Origin of the sequence: Caballeronia sp. EK (genome assembly GCF_014384845.1) — a bacterium.
Classification (GTDB): Bacteria; Pseudomonadota; Gammaproteobacteria; order Burkholderiales; family Burkholderiaceae; genus Caballeronia; species Caballeronia jiangsuensis.
This window is the reverse complement of sequence record NZ_JACSUE010000019.1, coordinates 1-18,656: the sequence shown is the minus strand read 5'-3', so window position 1 is coordinate 18,656 and position 18,656 is coordinate 1. Positions and strand designations below refer to the sequence as shown.

Annotated in this window: 12 protein-coding genes; 8 read left to right on the top strand and 4 right to left on the bottom strand. The window is 64.6% G+C overall.

Annotated features, from left to right (window positions below):
* Positions 1 to 136: 136 nt before the first annotated feature.
* Positions 137 to 2,686 (top strand): FUSC family membrane protein, encoded by a 2,550-nt coding sequence (locus IAG25_RS35165; RefSeq protein ID WP_187608965.1) that lies wholly within the window; start codon positions 137 to 139, stop codon positions 2,684 to 2,686.
* Positions 2,687 to 2,700: 14 nt separating this feature from the next.
* Here the strand turns inward: IAG25_RS35165 and IAG25_RS35160 are convergent, their stop codons facing one another.
* Complete coding sequence (locus IAG25_RS35160; RefSeq protein WP_035510494.1) at positions 2,701 to 2,919, bottom strand: hypothetical protein; 219 nt, start codon at positions 2,917 to 2,919, stop codon at positions 2,701 to 2,703.
* Between the two features lie 324 nt (positions 2,920 to 3,243).
* Positions 3,244 to 3,717 (bottom strand): Lrp/AsnC family transcriptional regulator, encoded by a 474-nt coding sequence (locus IAG25_RS35155; RefSeq protein ID WP_014190921.1) that lies wholly within the window; start codon positions 3,715 to 3,717, stop codon positions 3,244 to 3,246.
* Between the two features lie 127 nt (positions 3,718 to 3,844).
* Here IAG25_RS35155 and IAG25_RS35150 point away from each other — a divergent pair, with 127 nt between their 5' ends.
* The gene (locus tag IAG25_RS35150; RefSeq protein WP_187608964.1) at positions 3,845 to 4,444 is read left to right on the top strand and encodes a cysteine dioxygenase family protein; all 600 of its coding nucleotides are present in this window, start codon (positions 3,845 to 3,847) and stop codon (positions 4,442 to 4,444) included.
* Positions 4,445 to 4,451: 7 nt separating this feature from the next.
* Here IAG25_RS35150 and IAG25_RS35145 read toward each other — a convergent pair whose 3' ends face one another.
* Both IAG25_RS35145 and IAG25_RS35140 read right to left on the bottom strand, forming a co-directional pair.
* Complete coding sequence (locus IAG25_RS35145) at positions 4,452 to 7,085, bottom strand: mechanosensitive ion channel family protein (RefSeq protein WP_187608963.1); 2,634 nt, start codon at positions 7,083 to 7,085, stop codon at positions 4,452 to 4,454.
* 115 nt (positions 7,086 to 7,200) lie between these two features.
* Complete coding sequence (locus tag IAG25_RS35140) at positions 7,201 to 7,677, bottom strand: hypothetical protein (RefSeq protein ID WP_187608962.1); 477 nt, start codon at positions 7,675 to 7,677, stop codon at positions 7,201 to 7,203.
* A gap of 191 nt (positions 7,678 to 7,868) precedes the next feature.
* Here IAG25_RS35140 and IAG25_RS35135 point away from each other — a divergent pair, with 191 nt between their 5' ends.
* The 6 genes from IAG25_RS35135 to IAG25_RS35110 all read left to right on the top strand — a co-directional run bounded on the left by IAG25_RS35135 (position 7,869) and on the right by IAG25_RS35110 (position 18,496).
* Complete coding sequence (locus IAG25_RS35135) at positions 7,869 to 8,450, top strand: DJ-1/PfpI family protein (protein ID WP_187608961.1); 582 nt, start codon at positions 7,869 to 7,871, stop codon at positions 8,448 to 8,450.
* Between the two features lie 202 nt (positions 8,451 to 8,652).
* Positions 8,653 to 8,952, top strand: coding sequence for a hypothetical protein (locus tag IAG25_RS35130; RefSeq protein ID WP_187608960.1), 300 nt, complete (start codon positions 8,653 to 8,655; stop codon positions 8,950 to 8,952).
* A 535-nt stretch (positions 8,953 to 9,487) separates the two neighbouring features.
* A complete protein-coding gene (locus tag IAG25_RS35125; protein ID WP_187608959.1) occupies positions 9,488 to 10,321 on the top strand; it encodes an IclR family transcriptional regulator in 834 nt (277 codons plus the stop codon).
* A 324-nt stretch (positions 10,322 to 10,645) separates the two neighbouring features.
* On the top strand, positions 10,646 to 12,010 hold the full coding sequence (locus tag IAG25_RS35120) for an MdtA/MuxA family multidrug efflux RND transporter periplasmic adaptor subunit (RefSeq protein ID WP_187608958.1): 1,365 nt from the start codon (positions 10,646 to 10,648) through the stop codon (positions 12,008 to 12,010).
* A gap of 27 nt (positions 12,011 to 12,037) precedes the next feature.
* Positions 12,038 to 15,157 carry an MdtB/MuxB family multidrug efflux RND transporter permease subunit gene (locus IAG25_RS35115; RefSeq protein ID WP_035510464.1) on the top strand — a complete coding sequence of 1,040 codons (3,120 nt, stop codon included), beginning with the start codon at positions 12,038 to 12,040 and terminating at the stop codon, positions 15,155 to 15,157.
* Positions 15,158 to 15,160: 3 nt separating this feature from the next.
* The gene (locus IAG25_RS35110; RefSeq protein ID WP_187608957.1) at positions 15,161 to 18,496 is read left to right on the top strand and encodes an efflux RND transporter permease subunit; all 3,336 of its coding nucleotides are present in this window, start codon (positions 15,161 to 15,163) and stop codon (positions 18,494 to 18,496) included.
* Positions 18,497 to 18,656: the final 160 nt, after the last annotated feature.

Below are 18,656 nucleotides of genomic sequence, written 5' to 3'. Positions count from 1 at the left end.
AGGCGCCAGCATAGCAAAGCGGGCGCGGTGACGAGAACCTGGCCGAATGGCCGAGGTCAGAAGCCCGGTAGAGTTGGGTTAGACTCGTTTCTCGCCTCGTCCCCGGAACATCAACGAGCGTCAAAACAGGAAGTCGATGCGCTATTCGTTCGAAATCAGGAAGTTCATTTACAGCCAGTATTTCTTCGGCGGCTTGCGCATCGCTTTGGGCGTGTCGCTGCCCGCCGTCCTGATGCTCATCGTCTTTCATAATCGCGAACTCGGCTTCACGATCGCAACCGGCGCGCTCGGCGCATGCGTCGTCGATATGCCCGGCCCGCTCAGGCACAAGCACAACGAGATGCTCGCCTGCACGTCGATCGGCTTTCTCGCGGCGCTCGCAACGGGTATCGCGACCGCGCATCCGATCGCGCTCTGGCTGACCATCGTGCCGCTGACTTTCGTGCTGTCGCTGATCGTCGTGTATGGCAATCGCTGGCCGCAGATCAGCTTCGCCACGCTCTTCATGATGGTCGTCACGCTCGAAGAGCATTTCACGCCGATGCAGGCGCTCATCAACGCTTCGTGGATTCTGCTGGGCGGCCTCTGGTACACCTACTGGGCGACGCTCGTCTCCCGCCTGCTCGTGTATCGCATCGAGCAGCAGGCGCTCGCCGAAAGCATTTTCAGTTGCGCGGAGTATCTGCTCGCGCGCGCCGAGTTTTATGACGGCGACGCCGATCTCGACGAGTGCTACCGCGTGCTCATCGAAAAGCAGATCGCGGCCGTCGAGCGGCAGGAAGCGGCGCGCGACATCGTGCTGCGCAACCTGCCGAAAGTGAAGAGCGGCAAGCTCGACGCGCGGCGCGCACGGCTCTTCAATCTGTTCATCAACGTGGTGGATCTGCACGAGTTCTTCGTCGGCGCGCATACGGATTATCCGCTCGTCAGAAAGACGTTCGCGGGTTCCGACGTGCTCATCTTCTATCGCGACCTGATGCGCAAGGCGAGCGCGGATCTCGAAGAAATCGGCCTCGCGGTGCTGCAGAACAATCCGGCCGGACGGCAGATCAGCATGAAGGCCGAATTGCGCGCGATCGAATATGAACTCGAACTGATGCGCAAGCACGGTCTGCCGGAGAAGAATCCGGAAGCGTATACAGCGGCGGCGGCGGTGTTCAGGCGGCTCTGGAGCGCGACGCGCCTCATCGACAAGATGCGCCGCCGCACGCGCGACGGCGCGAGCGCGATCGAAACCGAAGTGCAGATCGATCACGCGCTGTCGCGGTTCATATCGAGCCGGCGCGTGCCGTTCATGCAGATCTTTTCGAATCTCACGATGTCTTCGCCGAGCTTCCGTCACGCGCTGCGCGTGACGATCGCGGTGGGCATCGGCTTCTGGCTCGGACGTCTGCTGCCGCTCACGAACGCGTACTGGATCGTGATGACCACCGTCATCATCCTGAAACCCGGCTATTCGCTCACGAAGCAGCGCAACACGCAGCGGATCATCGGCACGGCGATCGGTTGCGCGGTGACCATCGCGCTGATTCTGTTCGTGAAGGAGCCGCATATCCTGCTCGTCGTGATGTTCGCGTCGATGGTCATGAGCTATAGCCTCCTGCTCTTCAACTACGCGGCGAGCGTCGTGTTCACGTCGTCGTACGTGCTGCTGATGTTCCACCTGCTCGCGCCCGGCAGCTTGCGGCTGATCGGCGAGCGTGCGATCGATACCGTCGTCGGCTGCGCGATCGCCATCGCGGCGAGCCATCTTTTCCCTTATTGGGAATACCGGTTGATGGGCAAGCTCGTGAAGGATCTGCTCGCCGCGACGCGCAATTATCTGGAAGCAAGCTGGTGGTGGCGCGCGAAGCCAGCCACGCCGGCGGAGAAGTCGCGCGCGGCTTCTTCATCGGCGGTGGAAACGCCCGTCGATCGCGCGGTGTTCGCCGATGCCAACGCGGGCGCGGTGGCGTCGTCATCGGTTGTCGAGGCGCCCGTGCAAACGGTGGCCATCACAACCGTCGCGGCCAACGAGCCGAACGCCACCACGCCGCCGCTCGATCCGGCAGTGGTCGCCGATTCGGCGATGAAAGCCGCGAGCGCGACTGCGCAGCGCTTGTCGTCGGTGAGTATCGGGGAAAGCACGGCGGCCACGGCGAGCAAGGGCGCGTCCGCTGCGGCGACGGTCGCCGCCACCGCGCTCGACCGCGACTTCCGTTACCGGCTCGCGCGCAAGAACGTGCATATCGCTTTCGCCAATCTCGCGCAGGCGTTCCAGCGCATGATGCTCGAACCGAAGGCGCAGCAGCGGTACGTCGCGGAATTGAACGATCTGCTCGTGCAAAGCCATGTGCTCGCCTCGCAGATCACGGCTGCCGCGCCGCTTTTGCAGTCGCTCAACGAAGCGGGCGGCCAGCCGTTCGAACCGGTGCAGCGCACCTTCGGCATCGTGCGCGACAACCTCGCCGACGCCGTGGGCGAGCTGCCTGCCGCACCGAAGCCCGATGCGCCGCCCGCACAGGCGGACGCGCTCAAGGAGTTGCGGCGCGATCTGGACAAGATGGTCGTCGATGCCGAGCGCGCGCAATCGCTGTCCGCCGATGCGCTTCACGACCTCAAGCTGCTCGCGCATCAATGCAAGCAGATGCTGACGGCGTCGTCGCTCATCGGCAAGGACGCCGCGCAGATTCGCCTGCCAGTGTGAACGCCGCTCAGGCGCTACTGCGATGCGCCGATCGCAGGGACCGCGGGACGCACGTCGCTCGCGGCGGACGGTTGCGCGTTTTGCTGATCGAACTCGCGCTTTTCGCGAATCGCGTTGAAGAGGATCGTGCCGATCACGAGCAGCACCACGACAACGATGAACACGCTGACCGCGCGGGTCGGGTTCTTCGGCTTACCGTCCGGGCGGCGGGAATCGCGGGGGTCGTGGTTCATGAAAAGGTTCGTGGCGACGTTTCGGGAATGACCCGACATGGTACCCGTATCGGGTTTCAGTTGGATTGCGGGGCGCGACGATTCGCGGCACTTGCACTCACGTCGTTTCGATACGCGCGCGCCGGTCGCGAAATTCTCTGCTGCACCGCGCCGCTTGAAGAGAGCCCGTCCGGACGACGATACTGAATGCGATTCCATGCGCGTCCGATCCCGGCGCGGGTGGCAGGTGCAGGTGCCGGGATGATCTGTGACCGGACGTGGTGAGCCGCCCGCCCGGGCGGCCTTTTTTGTTTCATCATCCTAAGTTAATGCGCTCGCGAACGCTCAAGGCGCAAGCGTCGGGCGCACCGGCAGCGCCGTCGAATACTTGATCTGCTCCATCGCGAAACTGGAACTCACGTCGTACAAAGGCACCGCGCGAATGAGCTGCTTGTACACGCGGTCGTAATCATCGATATCCGACACCACGACCCGCAGCAGATAGTCGGTTTCGCCGCTCATCCGATACACCTCGACGACTTCCGGAATATCGCGGACCGCGCGCGTGAAATCCTCGGCCCACGTCTGCGTGTGCTGATTCGTGCGCACCGCGACGAATACCGTCGTGCCGACGCCCAGTTTCTTCGGATCGCATAGCGCCACCTGCGCGCGGATCACGCCCGTCTCTTTCAGACGCTGCACGCGCTTCCAGCAAGGCGTCTGCGACAGATTCACTCGTTGCGCGAGTTCCGCGATGGGCATCGTCACGTCGTTCTGCAGCAATTCGAGCAGTTTGCGGTCGATGAGGTCCATTCCCATGCTGCACCCCTTATAGGAAATTATTCTATTTCTCGATGGTCGAGCGAAATTATATGGAAACTAATTCTGGAGGCAAGCCGGTATAAATGAGTGGATCAGGTAACAACGAAAAGACGGCTCATCCACTATGCAACTCGAACATGTCAGCCGCCCGGCGCGGCCCTTCCCCCCGGCTTCGCCGGCGTCCGAATCCGCTGCCCGCACAAGCCCGGCGGTCGAACAACTGTGCCGCGAGCTCGACGCGGCTTTCGCGGCCGCCGAAACGGGTTCGCAGGCTGCGTTCGGGCAGCGCGTGCGACTTGCGCTGCAACGGGCGATCGCCGATCCGGCCGTGCTGCGCCCCGATCAGCGCGCGGGCAATCCGCAGACCTATTGCCGCCATCTGCTCGCCGCCGATCCGCTCAACCGCTATGCGATCGCCGCGCTCGTCTGGGCGCCGGGACAGGCGAGCCCGGTGCACGGTCATCGGACGTGGTGCGCCTATGCGGTGATCGAAGGCACGCTCGAGGAAACGCTGTATCGCTGGGACGCGGCGGAGCATCGCGCGATCGAAACGCGGCGTCATCCACGCCCGCCGGGCGCGGTGTCGTATGTGGGCGCAGGACGCGGCGCGATTCATCAGCTCGGCCTTTGCGCCGATGCCGCCACGCGCGCCCTGTCGCTTCATGTCTATGGCGTCGCGGGCGAGCAGATCGCCACGCACGTCAACGATCTGCTCGCAGCCTGAAGCAGGCTCAGCCTTTTCCCGGCTCGGACGCCGTCGGAATCTGCGGCGGAATCGGCACGGACTGATCGGTCGGCGGGGGCGCGGGCTGCGGCTCGTGCGACACATCGCGCGCCGCGGCTGTCGCCTCTTCTTCCACCGCAGGCGGCGCCCCGCCCGTCCAGATGCGCCGCGCGCGCTCGCGCCCTTCGGCGGCGTCGGCGCCGAGCATCGCGTCGCGCGTCATCTGCACGTGCATCTGCGGCACCGGAATCTCCATGCCGGCTTCGTCCATCTTGCGCTTGATGCGCAGATTGAACGCCCGCGCGACGCTCCATTGCTGCAGCGGCCGCGTCTTGATCTGCCCTTTCACGACCATCCAGTTCGGATCGAAACGGTCCAGTCCCCATACTTCGACCGGCCCCAGCATCTCCAGCCGATAGCGGAAATCGTCCATCAGCTCGGCGCCGACTTCGCGGATCATCTGGGTGACTTCATCGACGTCGGCCGAAAACGGCACGCGCACCTCGAACACCGCATACGCGAAATCGCGCGACAGGTTCTTGACCGTCTTGATCTGCGAGAACGGAATGGCGTGGATCGCGCCCTGACCGTCGCGCAGGCGCACGGTGCGAATCGTCAGGCTTTCGACGATGCCCGCGTGACCGCCCTCGACCTCGATCGAATCGCCGACCGAGATCGTGTCCTCGATGATGATGAAGAGCCCCGTGATCAGATCCGCGACGAGCGACTGCGCGCCGAAGCCGACCGCAAGGCCGATCACGCCCGCGCCCGCGAGCAGCGGCGTCACGTTGAGGCCGAGATTCGCGGCGGTCACGATCGCCGCGACCGTCAGCAGGAAGACGAACACGACGTTGCGCACGAGCGGCAGCATCGTGCGGGCGCGCATGCTCGGGCCGCGCCCGCCGCGCCGCGCCGCGTCCGGCCTGAGCGCTTCCTGAATGCCCGTGTCGATGAGAATCCAGATCAGCCACACGACGAAGAACGTCAGCACGATCATCGCGACGGCGTGCGTGATGCCGCGCGCGGCCACGCTCTCCTCGGCCATGTGGGCGAGCGAAAAACCCCAGAAACGCGACGACAGTTCGAGGAACACGAGCCACACGCCGACCACGATCATCGTGCCGACGAACTTGACGAGTCTGCGCACATACGCCGATTGCCGGCGCGGTTTGCGCGACTTGGGCCGTGTGATGCGCACGATGATCGCGGAAAGGAAGAACGCGATGACGAGCAGGCCCGCCGTCGCGATCGCCATCTGCAACACGTTCTCCGACGTGCCGATGCCCATCAGCGTCGCCACCACCGACGCGGAGGCGAGCAGCAGCAGCGGCAGTTGCCACAGCGACGCGACCACTTCGAAGGTTTCGGTCGCGGCCTTGCGCGTGTTGCGCTGCTCGTAGCTGCGGCTGCGGATCAGATGCGCGACGGGCCGCTGGAACGCGAGCGCGAAATACGCGGTGAGGCCCGCCGCGCCCATGTTCGCGCAGGTCGAAATGAGGCCGGCGAGATTGGTGCCCAGTTGCTGCGCGACGTCGTAATTGGCGGCGGCGTCGCCGAGCGCGCCGAGCGTGCCGATCAGGAACAGGAGCCGCCGCGCGCGGATGATCAGCAGGTTCACCGCGACGCGGCGGTGCGCCGAGCCGAACAGCGAGAACATGATGAGACAGATCGCCGAGAACACCGCGCCTGCGACGATCGCGTACGCGGTGACCATCGCGAGCGTGCGACCGAGCGACAGCGGCATGTAATGCGTGAAGGTCAGCGCTGCGAGAAACGCGAACAGGTACGGCGCCACGCGGCGCAGCGTGAAGAGCAGCAGCTCGCGCGTCGTCGGATTCGAGTGCAGGCCGGTGTCGATACCGTAACGCGCCTGCACGCGCCGCTGCAGATAAACGAGCGTCAGCGCGCACGCGGCCCAGCCAGCGAGCATCGCAAAGAAGTTGAAGAGCGTGCGGCCGAACGTCTCGCGGCTCTGGCTCGTGACAATCGTGAAGAGCTCGTTGCCGGCCGCATTGAAGCGTCCGATCCAATAGGCGATCGGCGTCTTGCCGCGCTTCACGTCCGCTTCGATGTTGGTGAGCGCCGACGCGATCGCGCCGAGCAGCCCGGCGTTCTGCGCAATGGTCGCCACCACCGACGATGCCGTCGAGCCGGATGTCGGCGTCGCGCCTGCCGCGGCCGTGCCGCTCGCGGTTACGTCCGTCGTCGCGGAAGCCGCCGCTGCGCCGGATGCGGGAACGGTGGTGTCGGCCGCGCGTTTCGCGTCGCGCAGATGCTTCAGTTGCGAAACGAGCGCGGCGCGTTGCTTGTCGCTGTCGAGCGTTGCGATGATGTTGTCGAGCGAGCGCACCATGTCGGCATCGGACATGGCGGGCGCGGACGCTGCATCCGGCGCGGATGCGGGCGCGGCCGGCGTGATCAGTTCCTGGAAGGTGGGCAGCGTGAGCGCGGAAGCGGCGTGGGCGGCAGGCGTCGCGAGCGCGATCGACGCGACGAGCACGGCAAGCACCGACGACATGACAAGCGAAAAACCGCGCGACGCGTGGCGCACGAGCGCGGCGTAAGAAAGCGCGAACGCCGCCATCCAGGACATCGCGACAGACGCCGCCGCGCGCACGGGCGCGAGCTTGCGTAACTTCATAACGGTCTCGATTTCTGAAAGACCGCCAGTTTAGCGGCTGCAACAGGAACGCCGCCCAACCGGGACGTAACCGAATGTTAAGCGGATTCGCCCCGTTTTCTCAGACGAATGAACGCTATTTGTCCATCTCCGTGCGGGTGCCGCTGCTGCCGTCGGCTGCCGGGCTCGCGACCGAACCCTGCGCACTCGCCTGCGGATTCGACGCGCCGCCGCTCGTCGCGGACCACTCCTGCAGCTTGCGTCCCGCCGATTGCAGGCCGGCGCCGGTCGCGCTCGCGGCATTGTTGATGGCGGCGTTCGTCGCGCTCGCGGCGCTGTCGAAATTCGATCGCGCCGACGCGGCGACGCTGCTCGCCGACACGTCGGGCATCGAACCGGCGTTATCGACATTCTGTTGCGCCGACTGCTTCGCCGCATCGACCTTCGCGCCGACATAGCTCGCCGCCTGATCGAACTTCTGGCTCGTCTGGCTCGCGAGGTTGTTGAATGCGCCCGCGGCCTGTCCCGCGGTTGCGTCGTGCTTCTCGCACGCGGCCAGCACGCCGAGCGCGGCGAGCGCCACGGCGATGCGGCTCATAGGATTCATTTGCATGGTGTTACCTTCTGCCCGATTCGTGATCTCAAAAGTCGCGCACATCATACGCTGCCGCTGCTATACCGCTCGGCAATGCAGTTCCGGCGTGTCACATGCGAAGCGTGACATGAATAGTAGACTGGTCCGCGTTGCGCGCCTTGCGCGCGGCACGGTGCATCCGACAACCCATTCCCTGACGAGGTCTAGCGATGGCTGCGAAGAAGATTCTTTTCCTCACCGGCGATTTTGCCGAGGACTATGAAACGATGGTCCCGTTTCAGGCGCTGCAGGCCGTCGGCCATACGGTCGATGCAGTCTGCCCCGGCAAGCGGCGCGGCGACTACGTGAAGACGGCGATCCACGATTTCGAGGGCGACCAGACCTACACGGAGAAGCCCGGCCATCGCTTCACGCTCAACGCGAGCTTCGATGATGTCGATCCGGCCCGTTACGACGCGCTCGCGATCGCGGGCGGCCGCGCGCCGGAATATCTGCGGCTCGACGATCGCGTACTGGAACTGGTGCGCCATTTCGCGCAGTCGAACAAGCCGATCGCCGCTGTCTGCCACGGCGCTCAGGTGCTCGCAGCGGCGGGCGTGATCGAGGGACGGCGCATTTCCGCCTATCCGGCTTGCGCGCCGGAAGTTCGTCTCGCCGGCGCGACTTTCGCCGATATCGCCGTGGACGACGCCGTGACCGATGCGAATTTCGTGACCGCGCCCGCGTGGCCCGCGCATCCGGCGTGGATCAGGCAGTTTCTCGCGCTGCTCGGCACGCGAATCGAACTCTGAAACCTTGCATCGCAGGGGAACCTGACTGGCGCGAAGGCCGCGCCAGTCCTTACGAATACCTGCCAACGGACGCGCCGCCCGTGAAAAGCGGCAAATAGAATTTTCCCTCTACATTTAAGAGACTTCTGGTTTTGGAGCGTACCGGGCTGACATATATTCGCCGGCGTCCCGCCTCCCCACACAGTCTCGCTCCATGCTTCTCATGAATTTCGCTGTCGCCCTGGTCGCAGGGTTGATCCTGTTCGGCCCGTTTACCCGCGCCCCCGTCTCCCGCTTCACCACGCCCCGCATGCGCCGCAATCTCGCCAGCCGCTCGTTCTACCAGGCGGGCGTGGCATTCCTGACGGCGTTGTTCATCGCGACGAGCCCGCCCGCGCCGGAACGCATTTCCCCGCTGCTGGTGCTGGCCGTCGCGCTACTGCTGGTATGCGCGAGCGTCTACTGGATTGCGCGCGGCAAGCGCCTGCTCAAGCAGCCTCGTGTGTTCAACAACATGTACTGATTTCCACGACGCGGCGCCCTGTGCGCCGCGTTTTGCCATCGCGCGATGAAAGTCTTCGCCGCCGATCTCCCGCCTCGCATCACCTTTCCCTCCGGCATCCCGATCCAGCGACCGCACGCGGCATCCAGGCGGCTCGTGCCCGTTCAGGTATATTCGCCAACGCGCTTCGATTAAGCGAGTACGAAAAAAAAAGGCGCTACGTTGCCGTAGCGCCTTAAAAGTTCTAGCCATTCCGAGGGCCGTGCTAGAACCTGAGAGCCTGTATTTCGAGCCCTGAGCGGAAAGCGCCAATGCGCACATCACCCCGGTTTCGAAATTCGGTTCCATTTTTTCCGGGATCGCTGCCTAAGTCAAGCAAAACTTCACGGTCCGGGCAACTGCCCAAACTTCGTTCAAGGTGCGACCGTTGCGGGAAAAGTTTCATCGTGTATGCAGCTTATCGTGAAGGCTTGCATCGTTTGCAAGTTTCGCGGTGTCGCCCTGTAGAATCGCGACCTATCATCAAATAAAACAATGTTTCACAAAACGAATGCCTATGCAAAATGAACGGTCGCCAGGCCGGGAACGCGCCCGGGAAAAAGACGGCGAAGAAGTCACGGCTCTCGCCCGCGGGCTCGATGTGTTGCGCCGGATCGCCGCCGCCGATGCGCCCGTGAGCAATCGCGAACTGACGGACTGGACCGGCATCCCCAAGCCGACGATATCGCGCATCACCGCGACGCTCGTCGGTGCCGGCCTGCTGCTGCGACTGCCCGACAGCGAGCGGTTCGTGCTGACCGCATCGGTTCTCGAACTGAGCAACGGATTCTTACGCAACTTCGATATTCGTGCTCGGGCGCGCCCGTTCCTCATCCGGCTCGCGGAACGTACCGGCCTGTCCGTCCACCTCGCCGTGCGCGATCGGCTTGAGATGGTTGTAATCGATGCCATCCGGCCACGTTCCGCCGTCCTGGTTTCGCGGCTCGAAGTCGGCGGCAGGATGGACCTGTGCCGCACGGCGGTCGGCCGCGCGTATCTCGCGGTGCTCTCGGAGCCGGATCGGCGCGCGCTCATCGGCAGTCTCCAGACCGCATCGGGCGACGACTGGCCGGCCATCGCGGGCGGCTTGCAACGCGGCCTCGACGATGCCTTGCGCCTCGGCTTCGCGACCTCCGTCGGCGAATGGCACCACGGGCTGAACGCGGTCGCGGCGGGCTTCGTCGGGCCGTCCGAGGAACGGTATTCGGTCAATTGCGGCGGGGCCGCGCATCAGTGCCCGCAGGACATACTCACCGGCGAAGTCGCGCCAGCCCTGCTCGATTGCATCGAGCAGATCACCCGCGAGATCGGCGGCTCGCGCGCGACGAACGCGATACGCGCCGCCGGTTAGACTACGCGGCTGCACGGCGCGCGAGCGAAGCCCATCGAAAGCTCGGGTCGGCGCGCGTGTAACAGTCGTAATCAACAGAAAGAATGGCCGGTAGACGGCCTCGGGTGCGGGACGTAGCATCATGCTTCGCGCGCACCGGGGCTGCGCCGGATTCCTGGCCTGATCGACAGGCAGGCTTTCCAGCCGCTTTCGACGGCCCCCGCATTCTCACGGCCTCCGCTTCGGTCACGGTTCATGCGCGCGGCGCATCGCCTTGCGCGTCCGAACCGCGACCGCCGCCCGTCCGCGCTCCGTACAGATTTGAAAGACCCAGCCACCGAACCGATGGACGACCAAAAGAATCCTTCCGCGCAACCGCGCCCGACGCCTCCAACGCCCGCCGCCTACGAACCCGCGCAGCGGCGGCGCCGGATCGTTCCGCTCATCGTCGCGATGCTGATCGTCGCCGGTGCGATCGCATGGTGGCATCCGTGGAATCGCGGCAGCACCGGCGGCACGAACGCTCCGCAGGACGCGCGTCAGGGCGGACGGCGCGGCGCGCAAGCGGCGAACCAGCCGCAACCGGTGCATGTGGCGACCGTCACACAGGGCGAAATGCCCGTCGTCATCAATTCGCTCGGCACCGTCACGCCGCTCGCGAACGTCACGGTCAAGACGCAGCTGAACGGCACGCTCGTCGATGTCGCCTTCAGGGAAGGCCAGATGGTCAAGAAGGGCGACGTGCTCGCGCAGATCGATCCGCGTCCGTATGAAATCTCGCTGCGCAACGCGGAAGGCGCGCTCGCGAAAGATCAGGCGTTGCTGCAGACCGCGCGCCTCGACTTGCAGCGCTATCAGACGCTGCTTTCGCAGGACTCCATCGCGAAGCAACAGGTCGACACGCAAGCGTCACTCGTGAAGCAGTACGAAGGCGCGGTGAAGTCCGACCAGGCGAATGTGGATACCTACAAGCTCGATCTGACCTATGCGCGCATCACCGCGCCGGTGTCGGGGCGCGTGGGTTTGCGTCAGGTCGATCCGGGCAACTACGTGACGACGGGCGACACCAACGGCGTCGTCGTCATCACGCAGTTGCAGCCGATCAGCGTGATCTTCACGACCTCCGAGGACAACCTCGCCGCCATTCTCAAGCCGCTGCACGCGGGCACGAAGATGTCGGTGACCGCGTACGACCGCGCGAACACCACGCCGCTCGAAGCGGGCTTCCTCGAAACCGTCGATAACCAGATCGACACGACCACCGGCACCGTGAAGCTGCGCGCCACCTTCGACAACAAGGAGAGCATGCTCTTCCCGAATCAGTTCGTGAATACGAAGCTGCTCGTCGATGTGATCAAAAACGCGACCATCGTGCCCACCTCCGCGGTGCTGAACGGCTCGTCCGGTGCGTTCGTGTATGTCGTGAAGCCGGACAACACCGTCACGGTGCGCAACGTGAAGACCGGTCCGGTCGACGGCGAGCGCACGAGTATCAAATCCGGGCTGGAAACGGGCGAGCGCGTGGTGATCGACGGCTCCGACCGCCTGAAGGAAGGCGCGAAGATCACGATCCCGGCCGAGAAGGCGAAGGCGGCGTCGGCTGCTTCCGGTGCTTCCGGTGCTTCCGGCGCATCGGCGGCCGCGCCAGCTTCGGCGGCATCGGGCGCACGGCATGGCGGGCATCGACGTCAGCAGTCGCAGCAGCAGTAACCGCAGGCATCACGTAATGAATCCGGCATGAACCCATCCCGCATTTTTATTCTGCGTCCGGTCGGCACGGCGCTCCTGATGGCGGCGATCATGCTGGTCGGCCTCGTCGCGTTGCGCTTTTTGCCGCTCTCGGCGCTGCCCGCCGTCGACTATCCGACGATCCAGGTGCAGACGTTCTATCCGGGCGCGTCGCCGGACGTGATGACATCGAGCGTCACCGCGCCGCTCGAAAAGCAGTTCGGGCAGATGGCGAGCCTGAACCAGATGTCGTCGCAAAGCTCGGCGGGCGCATCGGTGATCACGCTGCAGTTCAGCCTCGACTTGCCGCTCGATATCGCCGAGCAAGAAGTGCAGGCGGCGATCAACGCGGCGGGCAACCTGCTGCCGTCCGACCTTCCCGCGCCGCCGATCTACGCGAAGGTGAACCCGGCCGACGCGCCGATCATGACGCTTGCGGTGAGCTCGAAAACACTGCCGCTCACGCAGGTCCAGGATCTCGCCGACACGCGCCTCGCGCAGAAAATTTCGCAGGTCGCGGGCGTGGGTCTCGTATCGGTGAGCGGCGGCAATCGTCCCGCCGTGCGCATCCGGGCGAACACGCGCGCGCTCGCATCGTACGGCCTCAACATCGACGACCTGCGCACGACGATTTCGAACCTCAACGTCAACACGCCGAAGGGCAACTTCGACGGCCCGACGCGCGCCTACACGATCAACGCGAACGACCAGCTCACCGACGCCGACGCCTACAAGAGCGCGGTGGTCGCCTATCGCAACGGCCGCCCGGTCATGCTGACGGACGTCGCGACCATCGTGCAGGGCCCGGAGAACACGAAGCTCGGCGCGTGGGTCGATGCGACACCCGCGATCATCCTGAACGTGCAGCGCCAGCCGGGCGCGAACGTGATCGCGGTCGTCGACGGCATCAAGAAAATCCTGCCGCAGTTGCAGCAGGCGCTGCCGGCCGCGCTCGACGTGCGCGTCGTCACTGACCGCACCACGACCATCCGCGCATCGGTGCGCGACGTGCAGTTCGAGCTCGCGCTCTCCGTCGTGCTGGTGGTGCTGGTGATCTATCTCTTCCTCGCGAACGTCTACGCGACCATCATCCCCAGCTTGTCGGTGCCGCTCTCGCTCGTCGGCACGCTGGCGATCATGTATCTGTGCGGCTTCTCGCTCGACAACCTCTCGCTGATGGCGCTGACCATCGCGACAGGCTTCGTCGTCGACGACGCCATCGTGATGATCGAGAACATCGCGCGCTATGTCGAGGAAGGCGAACCGCCGCTCGAAGCCGCGTTGAAGGGATCGAAGCAGATCGGCTTCACCATCATCTCGCTGACGGTTTCGCTCATCGCCGTGCTGATTCCGCTGCTCTTCATGGGCGACGTGGTCGGCCGCCTGTTCCACGAATTCGCGATCACGCTCGCGGTGACCATCGTCATTTCTGCGATCGTCTCGCTCACGCTCGTGCCGATGATGTGCGCCAAGCTTCTGCGCCACACGCCGCCGAAGGAGAGCAAGCGCTTCGAGGCGCGCGCGCACCAGTTCATCGATTACGTGATCGGGCGTTATGCGGTCGCGCTGACCTGGGTGCTGGAACGTCAACGCGCGACGCTCTTCGTGTTCGTGCTCACGCTCGTTTTCACCGCCGTGCTGTACGTCTACATTCCGAAGGGCTTCTTTCCGACGCAGGACACCGGCGTGATCCAGGCGATCACGCAGGCGCCGCAGGCGGCGTCGTATCAGGCCGTCGCGGAGCAGCAGCAGGCGCTCGCGCAGAAAATCCTGCAGAACCCGGATGTGGAAAGCCTGACCTCGTTCGTCGGTGTCGATGGCACGAACATCACGCTCAACAGCGGGCGCATGCTCATCAACCTGAAGCCGCGCGACGACCGCAGCAATACGTCGAGCGACATCATCCGCAACATTCAGGGCGAAGTCGCGGACATTCCCGGCATCAAGCTCTACATGCAGCCGGTGCAGGATCTGACGATCGATTCGACCGTCAGCCCGACGCAATACCAGTTCATGCTGACGGACCCGAATCCCTCTGAATTCGCCGAATGGGTGCCGAAGCTCGTCGAGCGCCTGCAGCACACGTCGGTTCTCACCGATGTCGCCACCGACCTGCAGCAAAACGGCCAGTCGGTGTATATCGAGATCGACCGCGCGACCGCCGCGCGCTTCGGCATCACGCCCGCGACCGTCGACAACGCGCTCTACGACGCGTTCGGCCAGCGGATCATCTCGACCATCTTCACGCAGTCGAACCAGTACCGCGTGATTCTCGAAGCGGAACCTTCCGACGCCCACTACAGCGACACGCTCAACGGCATCTACCTGCCCTCTTCCACCGCGAGCAACGGTCAGGTGCCGCTCTCGGCCATCGCGAAGTTCCATGAACGCGCGGCGCCGCTGCTCGTCACGCACCTCGGCCAGTTCCCGGCGACGACCGTTTCCTTCAATCTCGCCAAGGGCGCGTCGCTCGGCGAAGCGGTGAAGGCGATCGAGCAGGCGAAAGAGGACATCGGCCTGCCCGCGTCGTTCCAGATCCGTTTTCAGGGCGCGGCGCTCGCGTTCCAGGCGTCGCTGTCGAACGAACTGTTCCTGATTCTCGCGGCCATCGTGACGATGTACATCGTGCTCGGCGTGCTGTACGAGAGCTTCATCCATCCGATCACCATTCTCTCGACGCTGCCGTCCGCGGGCGTCGGCGCGCTCCTCTCGCTGATGATCACCGGGCACGATCTCGACATCATCGGGATCATCGGCATCGTGCTCCTGATCGGCATCGTGAAGAAGAACGCGATCATGATGATCGACTTCGCGCTCGAAGCCGAACGCGACCAGGGCAAGTCGCCGCGCGAGGCGATCTTCCAGGCGTCGCTGTTGCGCTTCCGCCCGATTCTCATGACGACGATGGCCGCGCTCCTCGGCGCGTTGCCGCTGATGCTCGGCTGGGGCGCGGGCTCGGAGCTGCGGCATCCGCTCGGCATTGCGATCGTCGGCGGTCTGATCGTGTCGCAATTGCTCACGCTCTTCACGACGCCGGTGATCTATCTCGGCTTCGATTCGCTCGCCCGCAAGCTGCGCGCGCGTTTTCATCGAGGCACGCCCCCGGCGCCGGCCAGTGAGGGACGCTGAGCCATGAACCTGTCGCGCATCTTCATCGCCCGGCCGGTCGCGACGACGCTGCTCGCCGTCGGCATCGCGCTCGCGGGCATGTTCGCGTTCGTGCGGCTGCCCGTGGCGCCGTTGCCGCAGGTCGATTTCCCGACGATCTCCGTGCAGGCATCGCTGCCCGGCGCGAGCCCGGAGACGGTTGCGACGAGCGTCGCGAGCCCGCTGGAGCGGCATCTCGGCACCATCGCCGACGTGAGCGAGATGACGTCCATGAGCTCGGTCGGCTCGACGCGTATCACGCTGCAATTCGGCCTCAACCGCGATATCGACGGCGCCGCCCGCGACGTGCAGGCCGCGATCAACGCCGCGCGCGCCGATCTGCCGACCTCGCTGCGCCAGAACCCGACGTATCACAAGGTCAACCCCGCCGACGCGCCCATTCTCGTGCTCGCGCTCTCGTCGCCGACGCGCACGGCGGGCTCGCTTTACGACTCCGCCGCGACCGTGCTGCAGCAGACGCTATCGACGGTGCCGGGCGTCGGCGAAGTCGACGTGAGCGGCTCCGCGAATCCGGCGGTGCGCGTCGAACTGGAGCCGGGCGCGCTCTTTCACTACGGCATCGGGCTGGAGGACGTGCGCGCCGCGCTCGCGTCGGCGAACGCGAACAGCCCGAAGGGCGCGATCGAGTTCAAGGGCACCCGCGTTCAGCTCTATACCAACGATCAGGCGAGCAAGGCCTCGCAATACAAGGATCTCGTCGTCGCGTACCGCAACGGCTCCGCGGTGAAGCTCTCGGATGTCGGCGAAGTGGTCGATTCGGTCGAAGACCTGCGCAACCTCGGCCTCATCAACAACAAGCGCGCGGTGCTCGTGATTCTGTATCGTCAGCCGGGCGCGAACATCATCGAAACCATCGACCGGGTGAAGTCGATGCTGCCGCAACTTCAGGCCGCGCTGCCCGCCGACGTGCAGATCACGCCGACCGCCGACCGCTCGACCACCATCCGCTCGTCGCTGCACGATACGGAGCTCACGCTCGTGATCGCGGTGGCGCTCGTCGTGATGGTCGTGTTCCTGTTTCTGCGCAACTGGCGCGCCACATTGATACCGAGCGTGGCCGTGCCGATTTCGATCATCGGCACCTTCGCGGCGATGTATCTGCTCGGCTTCTCGCTCGACAACCTCTCGCTGATGGCGCTGACCATCGCGACGGGCTTCGTCGTCGACGACGCCATCGTCGTGCTGGAAAACATCACGCGGCATGTGGAGAAAGGCGTGCCGCGCATGGAGGCCGCCATACTCGGCGCGCGCGAAGTCGGCTTCACGGTGCTGTCGATCAGCGTGTCGCTCGTCGCGGTGTTCCTGCCGATCCTGCTGATGGGCGGCATCGTCGGGCGGCTGTTCCGCGAGTTCGCGCTGACGCTTTCGCTCGCGATCGGCGTATCGCTCGTCGTGTCGCTGACCGTCACGCCGATGATGTGCTCGCGCCTTCTTCAGGAACCGCACGACCGCAAGGAAGAAGGTCGCGTCGCGCGCTGGCTGGAACGTCAGTTCGATCGCATGCAGCGCGCCTACGCGCGCACGCTCGGCTGGGCGCTCGCGCATCCGCGCACGATTCTCCTGGTTTTGCTCGCGACCATCGGGCTGAACATTTATCTGTACGTGATTGTGCCGAAGGGCTTTTTTCCGCAGCAGGACACGGGGCGCATCGTCGGCGGCATTCAGGCGGACCAGAGCACGTCGTTCCAGGCGATGAAGGTGAAGTTCGCGGAGATGATGAAGATCGTCGAGGCGGACCCGGCCGTCGATAGCGTCGCGGGCTTCACCGGCGGGCGTTCGACCAATTCGGGCTTCATGTTCATCTCGCTCAAGCCGAAGAGCGAGCGCAAGGTGTCCGCCGATCAGGTGATCAACCGCTTGCGCAAGCCGCTTGCGGACGTTGCGGGCGCGCGCACGTTCCTGCAGGCGGTGCAGGATATTCGCGTCGGCGGGCGGCAGTCGAACGCGCAGTATCAGTTCACGCTGTTGTCCGACACCACATCCGATCTCTACAAGTGGGGGCCGCTCCTCACCGACGCGCTGCAAAAACGCCCCGAGCTCACCGACGTCAACTCCGACCAGCAACAGGGCGGCCTCGAAGCGATGGTCACGTTCGACCGCTCGACGGCCGCGCGTCTCGGCATCAAGCCGGCGCAGATCGACAACACGCTCTATGACGCGTTCGGCCAGCGTCAGGTCTCGACCATCTACAACCCGCTGTCGCAGTATCACGTGGTGATGGAGCTCGCGCCGAAGTACTGGCAGGACCCGGAGACGCTCAAGCAGCTCTACATCAGCACGTCGGGCGGCACGGCGAGCGGTTCGGCATCGACGCAATCGACCACGACCTCCGGCACGACCTCGACCGCATCCACTGCCGCGACCGGATCGACCGGCGCGGGCGGAGCATCGACGAGCACGAGCGACACCACGGCCGCCCTCGCGCTCGCCGCGGTGAAGAATTCCGCCACGAACGCGATTGCGGCGACGGGCAAGAACGGTTCGTCGTCGGGTGCGGCGGTATCGACATCGAAGGAAACGATGGTCCCGCTGTCGGCCATCGCGAAGTTCGGGCCGGGCAATACGCCGCTTTCGGTGAATCACCAGAGCCAGTTCGTCGCGTCGACGATCTCGTTCAACCTGCCGCCGGGCAAGTCCCTGTCCGACGCGACCGCCGCCATCTATGAAACGATGGCGGAGATCGGCGTGCCGCAGACCATTCACGGCAGTTTCCAGGGCACGGCGCAGGCTTTCCAGCAATCGCTCAACGACCAGCCGCTTTTGATTCTCGCGGCGCTGGCGGCGGTTTATATCGTGCTCGGCATTTTGTACGAGAGCTACATCCATCCGATCACGATTCTTTCGACGCTGCCGTCCGCGGGTATCGGCGCGCTGCTCGCGCTGCTGCTGTTCAAGACGGAGTTCAGCATCATTGCGTTGATCGCGGTGATTCTGCTGATCGGGATCGTGAAGAAGAACGCGATCATGATGGTCGATTTCGCGATCGAGGCGACGCGGCATGGTGCGCAGACGCCGCAGGACGCGATTCGCGAAGCGTGTCTCTTGCGCTTTCGCCCGATCATGATGACGACCGCCGCCGCGTTGCTCGGCGCGTTGCCGCTCGCGTTCGGTACCGGAGAGGGGTCGGAGATGCGCGCGCCGCTTGGGATTGCGATTGTCGGCGGGTTGATCGTTAGTCAGATGTTGACGCTTTATACGACGCCTGTTGTTTATCTTTATATGGATCGGTTTCGTATTCGTGCCGAGGCGCGGCGCGCTCGGAGGCAGGGGGGCGCGCGGCCTGCGAATGCGGCGGAGTGAATTGCGGTTTTTCTTCGCCGGATCCCGGTATCGCGGTGGTCTATTAGCACTGCCCCTCCCCGGGGCGGGGGTCACTTTCTTTGCTGCTGTGTATAGACCGGGGACATGGTTGACACTTTCGTCGGGGACATAGTTGACACTTTGATCATCGGGTATCGGG

Coding starts and splice junctions, on each gene's coding strand:
- IAG25_RS35165 (WP_187608965.1), top strand. CDS start 137: ATGCGCTATTCGTTCGAAATCAGGAAGTTCATTTACAGCCAGTATTTC.
- IAG25_RS35160 (WP_035510494.1), bottom strand. CDS start 2,919: ATGAACCACGACCCCCGCGATTCCCGCCGCCCGGACGGTAAGCCGAAG.
- IAG25_RS35155 (WP_014190921.1), bottom strand. CDS start 3,717: ATGGGAATGGACCTCATCGACCGCAAACTGCTCGAATTGCTGCAGAAC.
- IAG25_RS35150 (WP_187608964.1), top strand. CDS start 3,845: ATGCAACTCGAACATGTCAGCCGCCCGGCGCGGCCCTTCCCCCCGGCT.
- IAG25_RS35145 (WP_187608963.1), bottom strand. CDS start 7,085: ATGAAGTTACGCAAGCTCGCGCCCGTGCGCGCGGCGGCGTCTGTCGCG.
- IAG25_RS35140 (WP_187608962.1), bottom strand. CDS start 7,677: ATGCAAATGAATCCTATGAGCCGCATCGCCGTGGCGCTCGCCGCGCTC.
- IAG25_RS35135 (WP_187608961.1), top strand. CDS start 7,869: ATGGCTGCGAAGAAGATTCTTTTCCTCACCGGCGATTTTGCCGAGGAC.
- IAG25_RS35130 (WP_187608960.1), top strand. CDS start 8,653: ATGAATTTCGCTGTCGCCCTGGTCGCAGGGTTGATCCTGTTCGGCCCG.
- IAG25_RS35125 (WP_187608959.1), top strand. CDS start 9,488: ATGCAAAATGAACGGTCGCCAGGCCGGGAACGCGCCCGGGAAAAAGAC.
- IAG25_RS35120 (WP_187608958.1), top strand. CDS start 10,646: ATGGACGACCAAAAGAATCCTTCCGCGCAACCGCGCCCGACGCCTCCA.
- IAG25_RS35115 (WP_035510464.1), top strand. CDS start 12,038: ATGAACCCATCCCGCATTTTTATTCTGCGTCCGGTCGGCACGGCGCTC.
- IAG25_RS35110 (WP_187608957.1), top strand. CDS start 15,161: ATGAACCTGTCGCGCATCTTCATCGCCCGGCCGGTCGCGACGACGCTG.